The organism is Bradyrhizobium sp. AZCC 1721 (assembly GCF_036924715.1).
Lineage (GTDB): Bacteria > Pseudomonadota > Alphaproteobacteria > Rhizobiales > Xanthobacteraceae > Bradyrhizobium.
Genome location: NZ_JAZHSB010000001.1, coordinates 2,726,958 through 2,745,316, shown reverse-complemented (window position 1 = coordinate 2,745,316; position 18,359 = coordinate 2,726,958). Strand labels below are relative to the sequence as shown.

At 63.5% G+C, this 18,359-nt stretch carries 20 protein-coding genes; 6 read left to right on the top strand and 14 right to left on the bottom strand.

Features of this window, described 5'->3' with window-relative positions; all coding sequences use genetic code 11:
- Position 1 precedes the first annotated feature (1 nt).
- Genes phnN through phnG form a run of 8 tightly spaced genes read right to left on the bottom strand, consistent with a single transcriptional unit; the run spans position 2 to position 6,337 of the window.
- Positions 2–610 carry a phosphonate metabolism protein/1,5-bisphosphokinase (PRPP-forming) PhnN gene (gene phnN / locus V1273_RS13010; protein WP_334368052.1) on the bottom strand — a complete coding sequence of 203 codons (609 nt, stop codon included), beginning with the start codon at positions 608–610 and terminating at the stop codon, positions 2–4.
- Positions 607–1,761 carry an alpha-D-ribose 1-methylphosphonate 5-triphosphate diphosphatase gene (locus tag V1273_RS13005; RefSeq protein WP_334409843.1) on the bottom strand — a complete coding sequence of 385 codons (1,155 nt, stop codon included), beginning with the start codon at positions 1,759–1,761 and terminating at the stop codon, positions 607–609. The genes phnN and V1273_RS13005 overlap by 4 nt, the downstream gene beginning before the upstream one ends.
- A gap of 13 nt (positions 1,762–1,774) precedes the next feature.
- Entirely contained in the window at positions 1,775–2,473 is a 699-nt protein-coding gene (gene phnL / locus V1273_RS13000; RefSeq protein ID WP_334368050.1) for a phosphonate C-P lyase system protein PhnL, read from the bottom strand.
- Between the two features lie 8 nt (positions 2,474–2,481).
- Positions 2,482–3,282 (bottom strand): phosphonate C-P lyase system protein PhnK, encoded by an 801-nt coding sequence (phnK, locus tag V1273_RS12995; protein WP_334409842.1) that lies wholly within the window; start codon positions 3,280–3,282, stop codon positions 2,482–2,484.
- Complete coding sequence (locus tag V1273_RS12990) at positions 3,275–4,159, bottom strand: alpha-D-ribose 1-methylphosphonate 5-phosphate C-P-lyase PhnJ (protein ID WP_334409841.1); 885 nt, start codon at positions 4,157–4,159, stop codon at positions 3,275–3,277. The genes phnK and V1273_RS12990 overlap by 8 nt, the downstream gene beginning before the upstream one ends.
- Positions 4,156–5,259 carry a carbon-phosphorus lyase complex subunit PhnI gene (locus V1273_RS12985; protein ID WP_334409839.1) on the bottom strand — a complete coding sequence of 368 codons (1,104 nt, stop codon included), beginning with the start codon at positions 5,257–5,259 and terminating at the stop codon, positions 4,156–4,158. The genes V1273_RS12990 and V1273_RS12985 overlap by 4 nt, the downstream gene beginning before the upstream one ends.
- A gap of 3 nt (positions 5,260–5,262) precedes the next feature.
- Positions 5,263–5,871: a phosphonate C-P lyase system protein PhnH gene (gene phnH / locus V1273_RS12980; protein ID WP_334409837.1), complete on the bottom strand. Its 609-nt coding sequence runs from the start codon at positions 5,869–5,871 to the stop codon at positions 5,263–5,265.
- A gap of 4 nt (positions 5,872–5,875) precedes the next feature.
- Entirely contained in the window at positions 5,876–6,337 is a 462-nt protein-coding gene (gene phnG, locus V1273_RS12975) for a phosphonate C-P lyase system protein PhnG (protein WP_334409836.1), read from the bottom strand.
- 104 nt (positions 6,338–6,441) lie between these two features.
- Here phnG and phnF point away from each other — a divergent pair, with 104 nt between their 5' ends.
- Positions 6,442–7,170, top strand: coding sequence for a phosphonate metabolism transcriptional regulator PhnF (phnF, locus tag V1273_RS12970; protein ID WP_334409835.1), 729 nt, complete (start codon positions 6,442–6,444; stop codon positions 7,168–7,170).
- A gap of 169 nt (positions 7,171–7,339) precedes the next feature.
- Here the strand turns inward: phnF and phnE are convergent, their stop codons facing one another.
- The 3 genes from phnE to phnC form a co-directional block, all read right to left on the bottom strand.
- Positions 7,340–8,173: a phosphonate ABC transporter, permease protein PhnE gene (gene phnE / locus V1273_RS12965; protein ID WP_334368043.1), complete on the bottom strand. Its 834-nt coding sequence runs from the start codon at positions 8,171–8,173 to the stop codon at positions 7,340–7,342.
- 55 nt (positions 8,174–8,228) lie between these two features.
- The gene (phnD, locus tag V1273_RS12960) at positions 8,229–9,338 is read right to left on the bottom strand and encodes a phosphonate ABC transporter substrate-binding protein (RefSeq protein WP_334409833.1); all 1,110 of its coding nucleotides are present in this window, start codon (positions 9,336–9,338) and stop codon (positions 8,229–8,231) included.
- Positions 9,339–9,407: 69 nt separating this feature from the next.
- Positions 9,408–10,313 (bottom strand): phosphonate ABC transporter ATP-binding protein, encoded by a 906-nt coding sequence (gene phnC / locus V1273_RS12955; RefSeq protein WP_334409832.1) that lies wholly within the window; start codon positions 10,311–10,313, stop codon positions 9,408–9,410.
- A 315-nt stretch (positions 10,314–10,628) separates the two neighbouring features.
- Here phnC and V1273_RS12950 point away from each other — a divergent pair, with 315 nt between their 5' ends.
- Genes V1273_RS12950 through V1273_RS12940 form a run of 3 tightly spaced genes read left to right on the top strand, consistent with a single transcriptional unit; the run spans position 10,629 to position 13,194 of the window.
- Positions 10,629–11,294, top strand: a complete 666-nt coding sequence (locus V1273_RS12950) for a transferase hexapeptide repeat family protein (RefSeq protein ID WP_334368040.1) — start codon at positions 10,629–10,631, stop codon at positions 11,292–11,294.
- A complete protein-coding gene (locus tag V1273_RS12945) occupies positions 11,291–12,484 on the top strand; it encodes an alpha-D-ribose 1-methylphosphonate 5-triphosphate diphosphatase (RefSeq protein WP_334409831.1) in 1,194 nt (397 codons plus the stop codon). Before V1273_RS12950 ends, V1273_RS12945 begins: the two co-directional genes overlap by 4 nt.
- A 20-nt stretch (positions 12,485–12,504) precedes the next feature.
- Complete coding sequence (locus V1273_RS12940; RefSeq protein ID WP_334409829.1) at positions 12,505–13,194, top strand: DUF1045 domain-containing protein; 690 nt, start codon at positions 12,505–12,507, stop codon at positions 13,192–13,194.
- 12 nt (positions 13,195–13,206) lie between these two features.
- On the opposite strand, the gene V1273_RS12935 is transcribed toward V1273_RS12940, so the two are convergent.
- The 3 genes from V1273_RS12935 to V1273_RS12925 are packed head-to-tail and all read right to left on the bottom strand — an operon-like array spanning position 13,207 to position 16,174.
- Entirely contained in the window at positions 13,207–14,706 is a 1,500-nt protein-coding gene (locus tag V1273_RS12935) for a tripartite tricarboxylate transporter permease (protein WP_334409827.1), read from the bottom strand.
- Between the two features lie 27 nt (positions 14,707–14,733).
- Positions 14,734–15,183, bottom strand: a complete 450-nt coding sequence (locus V1273_RS12930; RefSeq protein WP_334409826.1) for a tripartite tricarboxylate transporter TctB family protein — start codon at positions 15,181–15,183, stop codon at positions 14,734–14,736.
- 10 nt (positions 15,184–15,193) lie between these two features.
- Entirely contained in the window at positions 15,194–16,174 is a 981-nt protein-coding gene (locus V1273_RS12925; RefSeq protein ID WP_334409825.1) for a Bug family tripartite tricarboxylate transporter substrate binding protein, read from the bottom strand.
- 237 nt (positions 16,175–16,411) lie between these two features.
- Here V1273_RS12925 and V1273_RS12920 point away from each other — a divergent pair, with 237 nt between their 5' ends.
- Together V1273_RS12920 and kdgD are read left to right on the top strand one after the other, a co-directional pair.
- A complete protein-coding gene (locus V1273_RS12920) occupies positions 16,412–17,338 on the top strand; it encodes a LysR family transcriptional regulator (protein WP_334409824.1) in 927 nt (308 codons plus the stop codon).
- Between the two features lie 64 nt (positions 17,339–17,402).
- On the top strand, positions 17,403–18,353 hold the full coding sequence (gene kdgD, locus V1273_RS12915; RefSeq protein WP_334409823.1) for a 5-dehydro-4-deoxyglucarate dehydratase: 951 nt from the start codon (positions 17,403–17,405) through the stop codon (positions 18,351–18,353).
- Positions 18,354–18,359: the final 6 nt, after the last annotated feature.

Below are 18,359 nucleotides of genomic sequence, written 5' to 3'. Positions count from 1 at the left end.
TTTAGCTCTCCCGTCGATCGTCCCATTTCTCGGCCTTGATGACGCGGACGAGCTGGCGGGCATGATATTCGGCACTGCCGGTATTGACGATGGTAACGTCGGGCGCGGCCGCATCCTCCACCGTGCGACCCAAGCGGGCTTCGAGCCTGCCGTCGCTGCTCCGCTGCCGCATCGCCAGCCGCTCGGCCAGAACGTTTGGCGGGGCCGTGATCGAAACCACCACCACGTCGGCATAGGCGCGGCGCATCGCGCCAATCACGGTGCGCGATACATTGGCAACGATGGTTCGCCCGGCGCGGATTTCGTTGTCGATCGCGCGCGACAGTGCGTAGCAATGGCCGTGGGCTTCCCAATGCATGGCGTATTCGCCACGCGCCAGCGCCTCCCGGAACGTTCCGGCGCTGACCTGTTCGTTTTCTTCCGACGCCGACGCCTCGCGCGTAATCACGCGGCGTGGAAACACAATTTTGCTGTCATCGGCGCAGGCGGCCGTGGCGAGGCCGAGCAGCGTATCCTTGCCGGCGCCGCTCGGACCGACCACCAGGATCAAACGGCCCGGCCCGATTGCGGCGGCCTGGCCCGGCGCTGTGGTTGTCAAGATTTCCGTCATGCCACGCGCCACCCTTCCCGCCAGACGCTGCGCACCACCGGAATGTTGCGGGCGACATGCACCCGGATCACATCGGCCCGCTTGCCGGCTGCGATCTCGCCACGGTCCGCAAGGCCCACGGCCTCGGCTGGTGTCTTGGTGACGGTGCGGACGGCGCAGGCCAGATCGATCGCCGGCACATGCTGCGGCAACTGCAGGGCTGCCATCAAAAGGCTGGAAGGGATGTAGTCGGACGACAGGATGTCCAACAGCCCCTCGCGGGCGAGATCGATGGCGGCGATGTTGCCGGAATGCGAGCCGCCGCGGACCACGTTCGGCGCGCCCATCAGGATGCCGATGCCGGCCTGATGCAGGCCGCGCGCGGCTTCCATCGTGGTCGGAAACTCAGCGACGGAAACGCGATCCTGGATCGCATCGGCGACATTTTCCTCAGTGGTGTCGTCGTGGCTGGCGAGCGGAATTTCATATCGATGGGCAAGCGCCACGATTTCGCGCATGTTGGTCGCGGCATAGGCCTTCTGATAGGCAAAGCGCTTCTCGAACAGTACATCGAGCTCGGCGTCGGTCATGCCGCCGCCCTTGCCGCGGTAATAATCGCGGAGCTTGACCTCGTCGCGGAACTGGCGCTGACCCGGCGTATGGTCCATCAGCGACATCAGCCGCACGTCCGGCCGGCCGATCAGCTCCTTGGCTTCCTCGACGACGCTTGGCATCGGAATTTCGCAGCGCAGATGCAGGAAGTGTTCTGCGCGCAGCAGGTTTGCCTCACGCGCCGCCGTGATCGCACCCGCGAGCACGCCTGCCCTGCCGTCAACGTCCTCGGCGCCGTCCTCGCGCCAGACCCGGAGCGAATCCAGAACCGTGGTGATGCCCGAGGTGGCCAACTGTCCGTCATAGGAAACTACCGCCGCGATCGGATCCCAAAATACTTTCGGGCGCGGCACATAGTGCATTTCGAGATGGTCGGTGTGGAGCTCGATCAGGCCTGGCATGATCAGGTCGCCGCCGGCGTCCTCGCTGCCTGACGGCGCAGTGCCCTCGCCATATTCGGCGATGCGGCCATCTGCGAAAGCGACCCAGCCGTGCTCGATCACGCGATCGGCCAGTACGAGGCGGGCATTGCCGAGGATGGTTTCGTGCTTCGAAGTCATCTCACATCTTCCTTCATGCCGCGGCGGCGAACGATGTCACGTCGACAATGCGGTCGGCGATCAGATGGCGAATTTCATCGTCATGGACGATCGCCACCATCGCGACGCGCTGTCGTTTCTTCTGTTCAATCAACTCAACGACTACAGCGCGATTGGCCGCGTCGAGCGAGGCGGTCGGTTCGTCCAGCAGCAGAATTGGCAGATCGGAAATGAAACCGCGCGCGATGTTGACGCGCTGCTGCTCGCCGCCGGAGAACGTCGATGGCGGCAGTGCCCACAGCCGCTCGGGAATGTTGAGGCGGCGCAGCAGCGCGCCCGCCTTCTCGCGGGCTTCCGCGCGTGCAATTCCGTTCGCGATCAGCGGCTCCGCCACCACGTCGATGGTGGCGACCCGCGGCACCGCCCGCAAGAACTGGCTGACATAGCCGATGGTCGTGCGGCGCACGCTGAGCACCTGCCGCGGTTCGGCCGCAGCAAGATCGATCACCGTGCCCTGATGCCGGATGCCGATCCGGCCGCCATCGCAGCGGTAATTGCCAAAGATCATTTTCAGGATCGAGGATTTGCCGGCGCCGGAAGGGCCCGACAGCACAACGCATTCGCCTGGCTCGACCTGAAACGAGACGCCGCGCACCACGGGCAGCTCGACGCCGCCCTGCAGATGCATGGTAAAGGTCTTTTCGGCGCTGGTGATATCGATCATCGCAGTCATTGGCGTGCTCATGCCGGCAAAATCGAGGAAACGAGGAGTTGGGTATAGGGCTCGCGGGGGTCGTCGAGCACCTGGTCGGTCAGGCCGGTTTCGATGACGTGCCCACCCTTCATCACCATCACGCGGTGCGACAACAGCCGGGCCACAGCGAGGTCATGGGTGACGACGATGGCGGCAAGGCCGAGCTCGCTGACGAGATTGCGCATCAGATCGAGTAGCCGCGCCTGCACCGACACGTCGAGCCCGCCGGTCGGCTCGTCCATGAACACCAGCCGCGGCTCGGTGACCAGATTGCGCGCGATCTGCAACCGTTGCCGCATGCCGCCGGAATAGGTGCGCGGCGCGTCGTCGATACGCGCGGTATCGATTTCGACGCGCTCCAGCCAGGACGAGGCGGTATCGCGGATGCGACCATAGTGATTCCAGCCCACCGCCATCAGCCGTTCGCCGACATTGGCGCCGGCCGAGACCGCCATGCGCAGGCCCTGCGCGGCGTCCTGGTGCACATAGCCCCAATCCGTACGGAACAAGAAGCGGCGCTCGGCCTCCCCGAGGCTGGCGAGATCGCGCAACACGCCGTCCCGCATCCGGTATGACACCCGCCCGGCGCTCGGCGCGAGCTGCGCGGACAACAGTTGCAGCAGCGTGGACTTGCCCGAGCCGGACTCGCCGACGATAGCCAGCACCTCGCCGGGATAGAGCGCAAACGAAACGTCGCGGCAGGCGGTCAACCGGCCATAGTTCTTGCCAACGTTTTCGGCGACCAGAAGCGGTTGGTCGTCTTGCATGAGGTCTTGCGGCTCAGCCATGCGCCCTCTCCTTGTGCGGCGCCGCGCTCTCGCTGCCGCGATGGCCGGCCAACTGGCGAGACTCGCAATAATCGGTATCCGAGCAGACGAACATTCGGCCGCCCTTGTCGTCGGTGACGATCTCGTCAAGATAGGAATCGCCGGCGCCGCACAGCGTGCAAGGCGCGTCGAACCGATAGCGCGTGAACGGGTGATCCTCGAAGTCGAGCGACACCACGTGGGTGTGCGGCGGAATCGCGTAAATGCGCTTTTCGCGCCCTGCGCCGAACAATTGCAGCGCCGGGCAATTGTCCATCTTCGGATTGTCGAATTTCGGCGTCGGCGACGGATCCATCACATAGCGTGCATTCACCTTCACCGGATAGGCGTAGGAGGTCGCGATATGGCCGAAGCGCGCAATGTCTTCATACAGCTTGACGTGCATCAGGCCATATTCGGCCAGCGCATGCATCCGCCGCGTCTCGGTCTCGCGCGGCTCCAGGAACCGCAGCGGCTCGGGGATCGGCACCTGATAGACCAGCACCTGCCCGGCATGCAGCGGCGCTTCGGGAATCCGATGCCGGGTCTGGATCACGGTGGCGTCCGACGTAACGGTCGTCGTTGCGACGCCCGCGGTCTTGCCGAAGAATTTCCGGATCGAGATCGCGTTGGTAGTGTCGTCCGAACCCTGGTCGATCACCTTCAGCACATCCTGGGGCCCCAGGATCGCGGCCGTCACCTGCACGCCGCCCGTGCCCCAGCCATAGGGCATCGGCATCTCGCGGCTGGCGAACGGCACCTGATAGCCCGGAATCGCGATCGCCTTCAGGATCGCGCGGCGGATCATCCGCTTTGTTTGTTCGTCGAGATAGGCGAAATTGTAAGCTGGCGCGTTCATTCCGCGGCCTCCTGCATGTCCGGCGCCTCATTGGCATCGGCGAACTCCTTGCGCAGCTTGCGCAACAGACCAAGCTCGGACTGAAAGTCGACGTAATGCGGCAGCTTGAGATGCTCAACGAAGCCGGTCGCCTGGACATTGTCCGAGTGCGACATCACGAATTCCTCGTCCTGTGCCGGAGCGATCACTTCCTCGCCCAGCTCGCGGGCGCGCAGGCTGCGATCGACCAGCGCCATCGACATGGTCTTGCGCTCGCTTTGCCCGAAGGCCAGGCCATAGCCGCGCGTAAAGCACGGCGCTTCCGTCGCCGATCCCTTGAACTGGTTGACCATCTGACACTCGGTCAGCCCAATTGAGCCGAGCGGGACGGCAAAGCCCGCATCCTCGGCGTAGAATTCCACCTCCACCTCGCCGAAGCGGATTTCGCCGGCAAAGGGATGATTGCGACCATAGCCGCGCTGTGAGGAATAGCCGAGCGCCAGCAGGAACCCCTCGTCGGCACGCGCAAGATTTTGCAGCCGCAGATCGCGGTCGGCCGGAAAACTCAGCGGCTCGCGCGTGAGATCGCCGACCGGCGCGCCGGCATCCGCTGCCGGCGAAGGCTCGATCAGGCCATCGCGACCGAGAATGTCGGTGACGCGCGGCGCTGCCGCCTGCGTTGGCTCTGACGTCGCCGGCTGCTCCGGCACAAAGCCGTCCGCAAGCTGCGGATCCAGCAAGCGATGGGTATAATCGAAAGTCGGCCCCAGGATCTGGCCGCCCGGAATATCCTTAAACGTCGAGGAGATGCGCCGGCGCACCTGCATCTCGCTGGTGTTGACCGGCTCGGTTGCGCCAAAACGAGGCAGCGTGGCGCGGAAGGCGCGGACCAGGAAGATCGCCTCGATCAAGTCGCCGCGCGCCTGCTTGATCGCGAGTGCCGCCAGCTCGCGGTCGTAGAGCGAGCCTTCGGTCATGACGCGGTCGACGCCGAGCGAGAGCTGCCCGGCAATTTGCGCCAGCGAGAGTTCTGGCACATCACGGTCGCCACGTCGCTCATGCGCCAGCAGGCGGTGGGCGTTCTCAATGGCGCGTTCGCCTCCTTTGACGGCTACATACATGGGCTATGCTCCGCTTGCGACCAGCCGCGTGGTTCGGGGGATTGCGACAATCAAGTCGTCATGGACCAGCACGACATCGATGCCACGCGGGAACAGGGCTTCGTTGATGGTGAGCCGCCGAAAGAGGTCGCGCGGCTGGAGCGTCGCCTGCAGCAGCGCTGTACCGTCGATGCCCGGCCCCTTCACCTCGAATGTAGGCCCCTGCGTCAGGCTCTCGACCTGCAGGATCAGCGTCGTCGACCTGTCAGGATACTCGTTGCTGCCGAACGCGAAGCGATCGAGCGCCGGCAGATTCTTGGCGTCGCCGACCAGAGCGAAGCTGGCGATCGAGGAATCCGCGACCACCGATGCACTGGTATGGAACTTGAGCCACTTCGCCACATCAGGCGTGGCCGACATCGCGGCATCGAGCCAGATCGGCGTATCGTGATCGAACAGCGTGAGCGCGATCGCGGCCGCGCCGCGCATCACCCCGGCCGGCGCGCCGACAGCCGCCGTGACCCGTTGCGCGCTTCCGGGACGCGCCATCGCATCCATCACGGAGCGGAAGGTCGACTGCGCCGACAACACCTTGTCGGCAAACCCTGCGGGCAATTCTGCAACCGTCGTCATCGCATCACCCCTCGCCGCGCACCATGGTGTAGAAATCGACCCGCGTCGCCGCCGTCTCGGCCGCCTTGCGGTTGCGATCGGCGATCATGGCGGCGCGTAAAGGCCCGATCACCTTGGTCTCGACCTCGCCTGAAAGCTCTGTCGACTGCACCATGGCATCGCAGAGCGCGATCATCTGCGCCTTCCGCCTGTCGCGGCCGAGCACGTAGCCGAAGCCGATCTCGCCGGTCGCAAGACGCACCGCCGCGCGCGACACCGTGGCCTCGCCGAAATTGAACGGCGCACCGTCGCCGCCGACGCGGCCGCGCACCATCACGAGGCCATTCTCGGGCTCGCGCAGGTTCTCGTGTGCGGGTACCGCGATCGCCGCGAGATGGCCCGCAATATCGCCAGCTTCGGAATGCGCCAGCACCGCCATCGCGGCCTTGCGCTGCGCCTCTCTGCTGTTCCGCCCGGTCAATCCCATGAGCAACCTTGCCTGAATCAAGTTGTCTATGATAATAGACAACTTGATAACGGAGCGCCATGACTGTTTCGTGACAAACGGATAATATCTGGTATCACCACGCCATGAGCCTGCAGGAGAGTTCCGGTGTCGCCTTGTGGCGGCAGGTCGCCGACGGTATCGAGCGCGGCATTGCCGACGGCCGCTTTGCTGCGGGCGAAAAGCTGCCGGGCGAGATCGAGATCGCCGATACCTATCGGGTCAACCGCCACACCGTGCGGCGTGCCCTGGCTGCGCTTGCCGAACGCGGCCTGGTGCGCGCCGAACGCGGCAGCGGCACCTATGTCGAGGCGCAGCGCCTCGCCTATCCCTTGCGCTCGCGGACGCGATTTTCCGAAATCGTCGGCGCCGGCGGCCGCGAGCCGCGCGGCCAATTGATCGATGCCTCCGAAGAGCCCGCGACGCGCGAACTGGCCCGTGAGCTCGGACTGAAGACCGGCGCACCGCTGGTCCGGATCGAATCGGTGCGGCTCGCTGACCGCACGCCGATCTGCATTAGCACCAGTTGGCTTTCCGCCGATCGCTTTCCGGACGCCGGAGCGGTCTTCGCCAACGTACGCTCAATGACCAAACTGCTGGCGCATTACGGCGTTCGCGACTACCGCCGCGCCTCAACCCGCGTCACCGCCACCATCGTGGACGCCTCCGACGCCGCAAGGCTCGATCTCGCGCTCGGGCGTCCCGTTCTCGTGGTCGATAGTACCGATGTCGATACCGGCGGCAAACCGTTGGTAACCAAACGCGCGCGCTTCGCCGCGGAGCGTGTCGAGTTCCTAATCGAGAATGGTCAATAGCGGCGATTAGACGACCGCGCGATCTGGCAATCGCAGAAGCGAAGCTTGTTGCAAAATCCGATCGATTGCCCTTCATCGATGGATTTGTAAGGGGGCTATTCGCCTTCACCAAGACGCCGAGCGCTGCAGCGCCGTCTAGTCAGCCTAGTCTAGTCGACGAAGCGTACGATCATACCAGCACTTTGCGGATCCAGGCGCTGATGAGATCGAGCACCATCACCGTCACGACCACGATAATGATTTGCGCGGCCGTATCGGCGTACTGAAAACTCCGGATGCTTTCATACAGGGTCTGGCCGATGCCACCGGCTCCGACAATGCCAAGTGTCGTCGCCGAGCGGACGTTAGTTTCAAGCCGGTAGAGGGTAAGCGAGCTCCACAGCGGCAGCACCTGAGGAATGACACCGAAGATCACCTCCTGCACGCGCACCGCACCGGTCACGCGAATGCCTTCCACTGGCCGCGGATCGACCGCTTCGACCGCTTCGGAAAACAGCTTCGCGAACACGCCGAGATTGTGAACGAACAACGCCATCACGCCAGCGAATGGGCCTAAGCCCACCGCCACAACGAACAGTAACGCGAACACGATCTCATTGATGGCGCGGCAGGAATCCATCAACCGACGAACTGGCTGTACTATCCAAGGCGGACAGATATTGGCGGAACACAGAATTGAGAACGGAATGCCAAACACGACTGCCAGGGCGGTGCCCCAGATCGCGATCTGGATGGTCACCACCATGTCGCTGATGTACTGATCCCATTCGCGAAAATTCGGATGGAGAAAGGCGCTGCCGAACTCGGCCATATTGCGCCAGTCGGTGAACAGCGCCGACACACGGAACATTTCGGCCGGAGCCCAACTCCAGGCCAGCAAGCCGAAAACGAACGCCCAGCCCAGCCAACCCCGCACTCGTCGGGCGAAGGGATAAAGCGGGACTGGAGGTTCCTGGGCCTGCCGCGACGGCCGGCTTTCGATGGGAGCGATGATGTCTGTCATGGCCTAAAATGTTTAAAGGGCGCCGAACCACGGCGGCTGGCGCCCTTCGTCAGCATCAGTTGGTAGGCGCAGTCGCAGCGTTCGCCGCAAGCTCGCCGATAAGCTTCTTGAGCTTGGCCTGATCCTTGGCCTTGTCTGCCTCGAAGAACGGCGCGACCTGCTTCATGAACGCGCCATGCTCGGCCTTGTCGGCCGCTTGCTGGTACGTCTTGATGTCAGCCTCGAGCGAGGCGGTCTTGGTGGCTTTTTCTTCCGCCGATAGCTTGGCGTCACCCTTGATCTTCATGATCGACTTGTTGGCTTCAAGGACGCGGATCGGGAGCAACTGGTCGTCCGACGACGGAATAAACGGCGCCCATTGCAGACCAGACAAAACCTTCTTCGCGGATGCGATTTCTTCCGGCGTTCCGATGCGGCCATAGCTCAGGACCCAGGTATAGAGCTTGGCTTTGACGTCTGCGGCCAGATCCTTGCGCCAGAGCAGCGGGTCGCTCGGAATGAGCGGCGAGGTCCAGATCACACGGATGTTCTTGCGGGCTTCGGGAGCGGTGACTTCCAAACGGCGCAGGCTTTCGCTGTTGTTCGTTGCGGCATCAACTTGCTTGTTCGCCACCGCCATGCCGTTTGCCTCATGCGAGGCATTACGAACGGTCTTGAAGCAAGCCTTCGGATCGACGTTCTTGGCAGCGAAAATGTAGCTGGTCGGGACGAGAAAGCCCGAGGTCGAATTCGGGTCGCCGATGCTGAAGTCGATCGACTTGTCGCATTTGAGGACGTCTTCCAGATTCTTGATCGGCGAGTCCTTGTGGACGATGATATGCGACCAGTAACCGGGGTTGCCGTCCGAATCGACGGACTTCGCAAATATCTCGCCGTTCGAGCGGTTGGCGGCTTCCATCGCCGACTTGTTGCCAAACCAGGCCAATTGCACCTTCTTAAAGCGCATTGCTTCGATCACGCCGGCATAGTCCGAGGCGTAGAAGCCGTTGACTTTGAAGCCCGTCCCTTTGGCCATCGCGTCGAGGAAGGGCTCCCAGACGGTCTTGAGATTTGTGCTCGCTTCGGTCGCAATAATGCCGAAATTGAGTTCGGTCGTCTCGGCGCGGGCAACGTTGGCCGAAATGCCTACCGCCACGGCCGTGCCGATCAGAGCTAGCTTGCGCATATCGCTTCTCCTGTTTTGAACGCGTTGCATTTTCGGTAGCGCCAAGCGCGAGGTCGTACCTGACTGACTTCAGGCGGACAGCCGTTCGACATCAAAAGCTGGGGGGTTCGCCGGCGCGCGCGCTATTGACCGTTCGTTGCTGTCTCGGCGTTCTTGTGCAAGCCGCGCCTGCTCCTCAAACGAGGGCAGAAACAGCTCCTCGGACTCCGCGCCATAGATTTGGTTGAGGAAAGCCGGCGTCAGCGCGCTGGATGGGCCGTCATAGGCGACCTTGCCGGATTTGAGCGCGATCGTGCGCGCGCAATACTTGAGAGCGTATTCGACCTGATGAAGCGAAATGAACACGGTCAGGCCGTCATTGCGGTTCATGTCGGCGAGCAAATCCATAACGCGGCGCGCAGCGGCCGGATCGAGCGAGGCGATCGGCTCGTCCGCGATCAACAGTTCGGCCCCCTGCACTAACGAACGCGCGATGGCAGCGCGCTGCTGCTGGCCGCCGGACAGTTCGCTGGCGCGCTTGAGCGCATGTTCGGCGATGCCCACACGCGCCAGCGCCTGCATGGCCACGCGTTTGTCGGCCTCGCTGAATTGACCAAGGGTTCCGCGCAGGATCGGCAATCGCCCCAGCAGTCCGAAGCAGACGTTGGTCAGCAGCGAAAGCCGCGGCACAAGATTGAATTGCTGAAAGATCACGCCGATGCGCGCGCGCAGGCCGCGATTCTTGTTGAGGCGGCCACCCCGCTGGATCGGCTCGCCCATCACTTCGATTCGGCCGCCTCCGCCATTGCGGCCGCCGTCGATCGGCGTCAGCCCGGCAATCGCACGAATCAATGTCGACTTGCCGGAGCCTGACGCACCGATCAGCGCGACCATTTCGCCGCGCCGCAGCGACAGCGTGACGCCGTTCAGAACAGGCACGCCACGCTGATAGGACTTCGAGATATCTCGTGCATCGATCATGGCATGCGATGTCAAGCGGTACGCTCCTCGTGGGTCTGCGGTCACGATCGCTAACAACGGCCTGTGACAGTCAGATGAATTGCCTGGCGATCTTCAACAACGTCCGATCACTCCGGCGAATCCGCCGGGTGCATCAAGAACGACGCAGCATGTATTGCTCTACAGCGCCGCCATCGCTAGCGTCCGGATTCAACAGTTGTGTGACAGTCGGCCCGAACGGGGGCCTTCGTCCACAGCGGGACTGACGTCACGCATCCGTCATGATCTTGTCATCAAGCGCATCGAAGACGAGCCGGTGCCCCTTTCCCCGATTGTTGATGGACGTTACCGTTGGCCGGCAAGATGCTTTCCACTGAACCATTGGTCGACCCCACCGCGTCAGTGCGCGACTGCCAGCTCGGCGCCTACACCGAGGTCGGCGCCCGGACCATCCTGCTCGAGGTCACGATGGCCGATTATTCCTACGTCGTGAACGACTCGCAGATCACCTATACGATGATCGGGAAATTCTGTTCGATCGCGGCGATGACGCGCATCAACCCGGGTAATCATCCGATGCACCGGGCCTCGCAGGCGCATTTCACCTACCGCGCCAGCAGCTACTTTTCGGGCGAGAGCGACGATGCCGAGTTTTTTGCGTGGCGCCGCAAGCATCACGTCCATATCGGCCACGATGTCTGGATCGGCCATGGCGCGGTTATTCTGCCTGGCCGCTCGATCGGCACCGGCGCCGTGGTCGCGGCCGGCGCCATCGTGACCAAGGATGTCCCTGCCTATACGATCGTTGCAGGCAATCCGGCACGGCCGATCAAGCGGCGTTTTCCGGAATCCATTGCGGGGCGGCTTGCGGAACTCGCGTGGTGGGATTGGGACCATGAGGCGCTTCGCCGCGCCCTGCCCGATTTCCGCAAGCTCGATGTAGAGGGCTTTCTCGAAAAGTACGAAGCCGGCGCAGCAGCTACTCGCCGTTCATTCAACCAGAGTGCCGCATCGTGACTGAACTGTTCATCGAAGGTGGCCGGGCCCTGCTCGGCCACGAAATCGTCGAAACCTCATTGCGGATCGCTGGCCGCGAGATCGCAGCCGTAGGTGCGGACAGCAACCACGGCATCGGCGGCGTCAATGCCGATGGCCTCCTGGTATTGCCGGGCATTGTCGATCTGCATGGCGATGCCTTCGAGCGGCAGATGATGCCGCGCCCCGGGGTCGATTTCCCGATCGATGTGGCGCTTGTTGACAGCGACCGGCAGGCGATCAGCAACGGGATCACGACCGTCTATCATGCCACGACCTGGTCGTGGGAGCCCGGCCTGCGCAGCGCCGACAATGCCAGGCGCTTGCTGGAGGCGATCGAGCAAATGCGGCCGCAGCTCGCCGCCGACACCCGCTTCCATCTCCGGCACGAGACCTACAATCTCGACGCGGAAAGCGAAATCATCGGCTGGCTTTCGGAAGGACGCGTCGACCTGTTCGCCTTCAACGACCACATGGACTCGACGGTCGCCAGCCTCGCCAAGCCGCAAAAGCGCAGCCGAATGGTCGAGCGCACGGGTCTCAGCAATGAGGCGTTCGATCGCCTGGTGGAACGTGTGGTCTGCCGCGGCCACGACGTGCCGGCTTCGATCGCCCGGCTGGCGCAGGCAGCACGCGCGGCAAACGTCCGGATGCTCTCCCACGACGACGAAAGCCCGGCGATGCGGCAGGCCTTCCGTGCGCAGGGCGTTGCAATCGCCGAATTCCCGGTCAACGAGGAAACTGCACGCGATGCTGCCGAAGCCGGAGACTTCATCGTGTTCGGCGCGCCCAATGTCGTGCGCGGCGGCAGCCATACAGGCTGGACCAGGGCCTCCGACATGATCGCCAAGGGCCTCTGTTCGGTGCTTGCGTCGGACTATTATTATCCGGCGCCGCTATTGGCGGCATTCCGGCTTGCGGCCGACGGCGTTCTGCCGCTGGCCGCGGCATGGCAACTGATCTCGGCGGCACCGGCGCGCGCCGCCGGCCTCGCCGATCGCGGCACGCTCGCCGCGGGGCAGCGCGCCGATATCCTTCTCGTCGATGACACGGTGCCATTGCGCCCGCGCATCGTCGCCGTCATTGCCGCGGGGCGTCTCGTACATCTGACGGAGGCGAACCGTCTCGTCCATTCGTCCGCAGCATCACGCAAGGCGGTTGCAGCCGCGTGAGGCGGCCCTATTCTGGCGCAATGGCAAATTACCCCCGTTACGCAATCTATTACACCGCCACGCCCGACAGCGCGCTCGACCGGTTCGGCGCCTTGCTGCTCGGCTACGATGCCCATAGCGGCGAAGACCTGTCCTTTCCGGACGGTCTCCCGTTGGACTGGCGCGAGCTGACGCGCGATCCGCGCAAATACGGCTTTCACGCCACGCTGAAGGCGCCGATAGCGCTGGCCGACGGCAAGGCCGAGGCGCAGCTTGCTGCGGCCTGCGAATTGTTCGCCGATCTGGCCCGGCCAGTGCCCGTGATCCAACCGGTCGTCGATTCGATCAGCGGCTTCATTGCGGTCATTCCCGGCGAACGGTCGGCAGATCTCGACCTGCTTGCCGCCCAGGCGACGAGGGCATTCGATTCGTTCCGTGCTCCACTCAGCCCGGAAGATCACGCGCGGCGAAGTCCGGAGGCGCTGACGCCACGGCAGCGCGATTATCTCGACCGCTGGGGATATCCTTATGTCTTCGAAGAATTTCGCTTCCACATGACGCTGACGGGACGGCTTCCCGCCGAACGGCGCGAGCCGATTGTGGCAATGCTACGCAGCAGATTTTCGACAACCGGCATCGGCCCGATCGCGATCGACGCCATCGCCTTGTGTCGTCAGGACAATGCGAATTCGCGGTTTCGGGTCATCGGCCGCTGGCAATTGCGCGACTGACGCCCGCACCGCTCATTCCGCCAGCGCCTCTTTCCGCGTTCTCAGAATTGCCGGCGAAAGCATTGCCAGCAACAAGGCGGCGACGACTGCGAGGATGACCGCGCTGATCGGCCGCGACAGAAAGACGGTGAAATCGCCATCAGCGATCAACATCGCGCGCCGGAAGTTTTCTTCTAATTGCGGACCAAGCACGAGGCCAAGCAGGAGCGGCGCCGGCTCGACGCCGATCTTGATGAAGAAATAGCCGATCAAGGCGCAGCCCATCATCAGCCAGACATTGAACAGGCTGTTGGCGATCCCGTAAGTGCCGATGCAGCAGAACAGCACGATGGCGGGAAACAGCAGGCGATAGGGTATCTTCAGCATCGAGACCCACAGGCCGATCAGCGGCAGGTTGATGATCAGCAACATCAGGTTGCCGACCCACATGCTGGCGATGACGCCCCAGACGAGCTTGGGCTGCTCGGTCATGATCTGCGGACCGGGCTGGATGCCCTGCATCATCAGCGCGCCGATCATCAGCGCCATCAGGGCGTTGGCGGGAATGCCGAGCGTCAAGAGCGGAATGAAGCTGGTCTGGGCGCCGGCATTGTTGGCGGCCTCCGGACCGGCAACGCCCTCGATGGCGCCCTTGCCGAAGCGTGAGGGATCGCGGGCGAGCTTCTTCTCCAGCGCGTAGGATGAGAATGGCGGAAGCGCAGCACCGCCGCCGGGCAACACCCCCAGCACGGAGCCCAGCGCCGTGCCGCGCACCACGGCTGGAAAAGCCGCCCGCAAGTCTCCCCAGCTCGGGATCAGGCTGCGGATCGACTGGCTGACGACGCGGCGCTCGGCGGGTCTCTCCAGATTGGCGATGATTTCGCCCAGCCCGAACAGGCCCATCGCGATCGGCACGAAATCAAGACCATCCGACAGAGCGGCGATGCCGAAGGTCATGCGTGCGACGCCCGAGGAGACATCGATCCCGACGAGGCCAAGCAACAGCCCCAGCAGCACCATTGCCAGCGATTTGGCGACCGAACCATGCGCGAGCACGACCGCGGCAATCAGGCCGAGCACGAGGAGACTGAAATATTCGACCGCGGTGAATTTAAGCGCCAGCACCGACAACGGCACGCTGAGTACCGCGATCACGATCGTCGCCATCGTGCCGGCAAAGAACGAGGCAATCGCGGCAATGGCCAGCGCGGTTCCGGCCCTGCCCTGCTTGGCCATCTCGTGACCGTCGATACAGGTGACGACCGACGACGTCTCGCCCGGCACATTGACCAGGATGGCGGTGGTCGAACCGCCATACTGCGCGCCGTAGAAGATGCCGGCCAGCATGATCATGGCGCTTGCGGGCGACAGGCCGAAGGTGAAGGGCAACAGCAACGCCACCGTGGGAATCGGACCGATGCCGGGCAGCACGCCGATTGCGGTCCCGATGACCACGCCGATCAGGCAGAAAATCAAATTGTTGAGTTGAAGGGCCGTCGAAAGACCCATCAGCAGATTGTCAAAGAGTTCCATATGCGTCTGCCTGCGAAGCGTGCCGCCCTAGCGGGGCCAGATCGGGATCGGCAAGCCCAGCAACTTGACGAACAGAAGAACGGCGGCGCCCGAAAGCACGATGGCAAATGCCACGGTCTCGACAAGCCGGCCTTCTCGGGTGGCGAAGCTGGCGAGAATTACGGCGGCGACGGAGGCGATCGCGAGGCCCAACCGCTCCGCCGTCAGCGCGAAAACGCCGACAGAAGCCAGGATCGCCAGCAGCGGGCGCAACTGAATGGGCGCGATGCCGCGACCCGCGCGCCAGAGCCCACGTCCGCTGAAGAAAAGGCCGAACGCCATCAGCGCGAGTGCGACGACGCGGGGCATATAGCCCGGACCCATATCGGCGGCGTGACCGACCGTCAGATTGCGCGTGGCGACGAGCGTACCCGTCGCCACCGCCACGAAGAACAGGCCAAACAGCAGGTCCTGCACGTCGATCCGGGAACGCGTCATCGGCACGCCCTTAGCTGCCCTTGATGCCGGCCTCGCGAATGATCGTGCCCCAGCGCGTCGTCGCGTCCTTGAGCCAGTTGCGGAATTCCTCCGGCGATTGGGCCCGCACCACGCCACCCTGCTCGGCGATCTTCTGCTGAATCTCGGGCAGCTCCAGGATCTTGCGGATTTCGGCGTTCAATCGCGCGACCATGGCGGGCGGCGTGCCACCGGTGGTCAGGATGCCCTGCCAGGTCCCGGCATCGCCGCCGGGCAGGCCCGCCTCCTTGAAAGTCGGCAGATCGGGAGCCGAGGCAATCCGCTGCTCGCCGGTGACGGCAAGTCCGACAAGCTGCTTGTTTGTTACAAAGGGCATCGTCGCCGCAGCGCCGTTGATGATCACGCCGCTCTCCCCGGACACGACGGCGCGCGAGGCGGCCGCCCCGCCCTTGTAGGGAACGTTCTTCCACTGAATTCCCAGTTCCTTCGCCATCACCACGGCAGTGATATGATTGGCGCCGCCGACGCCGGAATTGGCCACGGTGAGTTTGTTCGGATTGGCCTTGGCGTATTCGATCAGCTCCTTGGACGTCTTCGCCGGGACCGATTCATGGACGGCCAGAACATAGGGGCCGAACATCACCATGGAAATCGGCGCGAGGTCCTTCTGAACGTCGAACGTGAGATCGGAGAACAGGCTGGGCGCCGTCGCCAGCGATCCGACATCCATCAGCAACAGGGTGTGGCCGTCGGGCTGCGCCTTGGCGACGGCGTCGGCCCCGAGATTGCCCGCTGCGCCCGGCTTGTTCTCGACCACGACCGACTGACCGATGGCGGCGGATAGTTTTGGGCTGATCAGGCGCGCCAAAATGTCCGAGGTGCCGCCGGGAGCGAACGGCACGATCAGCCGCACGGGCCGCTCAAAATTCTGAGCGCCGGCTCCGCTTGGCGCCAAGGCACACACCGTAAGGACAGCGGCGGCAATCGCCCGGGCGAGAGATGGCATAGACATCGGTCGTTCCTCCGTTTCAAAGCGCAATTCCGCGCGATCCCGCCGTTTTCACCGGCAGGCTGCAGACCTTCGAGGCAGCGTTGGGGAGGAATGATAGGTCATGGGCAGGGTGGCCTATGAATTAGTCTGCGGATAGGTCGATACCTTTTTTGGATGGATCGGCCGCGCATCAGCCGGTAGAAGTCGGACATCCGGCCGGTCACCGGCCCTTCGTCTCAGGTTGAAGATACAGATTTCATGTTTGAGCTGAGCCAGTTGCGCTGCTTTGTTGCAGTTGCGGAAGAACTGCATTTCGGGCGCGCGGCGCAGCGGCTGAACATGACGCAGCCGCCGCTCAGCCGACAGATCCAGATTCTCGAACGCGTCCTCGATGTGACGCTACTAGAGCGCAGCAACCGCGCCGTCCGGCTGACGCCGGCGGGCCAGCGTTTTCTGATCGATGCGCGGCAGCTCCTCAAGCTGGCGGACAGCGCGGCCGTGCTGGCCCGGCGGATGGCAAGCGGCAAGGCCGGATCGATCAATATCGGCTTCACGGCCACATCCGCCTACAGCTACGTGCCGGCGCTGGTCGCGGCCTGCCGGCGTGAACTTCCCGATATCGAGATATCGCTGAAGGAAATGGTCTCCAGCGACCAACTCAAGCGGCTCGATTCCGGCGAGATCGATATCGGCCTGCTCCGCCCGCCGATACCGCGCGGTGGTCTTGACGCCTTCCGCGTGACAGCGGAACCGCTGGTTGCGGCACTGCCGAGCGACCATCCGCTGGCTCAGGCGGACGAGCCACGTCTGGAGGATCTCGCAAGCGAGCCCTTCATCATGTACGAGCCCTATGAAGCCCGCTATTTCCACGATCTCCTGGTCGAGCTGTTCTCACGCGCAAATCTAGTGCCGAATTACGCGCAGCATCTTGCGCAGATCCATTCGATCCTTGCCATGGTGCATTCGGGTGTCGGCGTGGCGTTAGTCCCCGAGACCGCGGCGAATCTGCGCTTCAGCGGCGTCGTGCTGCGGCCCGTCCTGATGCAGTGGCAGCGGCCGGCCGAATTGTTCTTTGTCCGGCGCGGCGACAATGACAACCCGCTTCTCCCCGTCATTGCCGGCATTGCCCGAGACCTTGCCGGCCAACCCGGCTCGATCCAATCAATGGATCGATCGATACAGTGATTGGGTCTCCGTCCGTGGGCATCTTGCATTAATCCTTTGGCGTAAGCCGCTGAAGGACCAGAGCATGAGCAAGATGACCCCCGAGGAGATGGCCAGCCGAATCGGCGATGGCCTGCTGTCGTTCCCCGTCACACCATTTCGGCCCGACAACACGTTCAACGAGACCCGCTACCGCTCCAATCTCGACTGGCTGTGCGGGTATGAGGTAGCGGGCCTGTTTGCCGCCGGCGGCACCGGCGAATTCTTCTCGCTGAGCCCGGCCGAGGTCGCGAAGGTCGTGGCCACGGCTGTGGACGAGACCAAGGGACGCGTGCCGGTGCTCGCCGGGATCGGCCATGGCACCGCGGTGGCGACGCAACTTGCCATTGGGGTCGAGGCGGCCGGCGCCGACGGCTTGCTGCTGCTGCCGCCTTATCTGGTCTTTTCGGAACAGGAAGGACTGGCGGCCCATGTCGAAGCGGTGTGCAACGCGACCAAGCTCGGTGTCATCGTCTACAACCGCGATAATGCGATCCTGAACGAGGATACACTCGAGAGACTGTGCCAGCGCTGCCCCAACCTGGTCGGCTACAAAGATGGCATCGGCGACATCGAGCTGATGACCCGCATCCACCTGCGCCTGGGCGACCGGCTAACGTATATCGGCGGATTGCCGACGGCCGAGACTTTTGCACTGCCCTATCTGGAAATGGGCGTAACCACTTATTCCTCCGCGGTATTCAACTTCGTCCCGGAGTTCTCGACCAAGTTCTACGCGGCCGTGCGCCGCCGCGACCGCGAGACGGTGCAGGCAGGGCTGCGCGATTTCATCCTCCCCTTGATCGCGATCCGCAATCGCAAACGCGGCTACGCTGTCTCGATCATCAAGGCGGGGATGAGGGTGATCGACCGTGACAGCGGCCATGTGCGTTCGCCACTGACGGACCTGACGCCCGCCGAGACCGAGGAAGTGGCGGCACTCGTCGCGCGTCTCAAAACCAGCGAGTTCGCGAAGCGGGAGCTCGCGGCCGCGTAGCCGCAA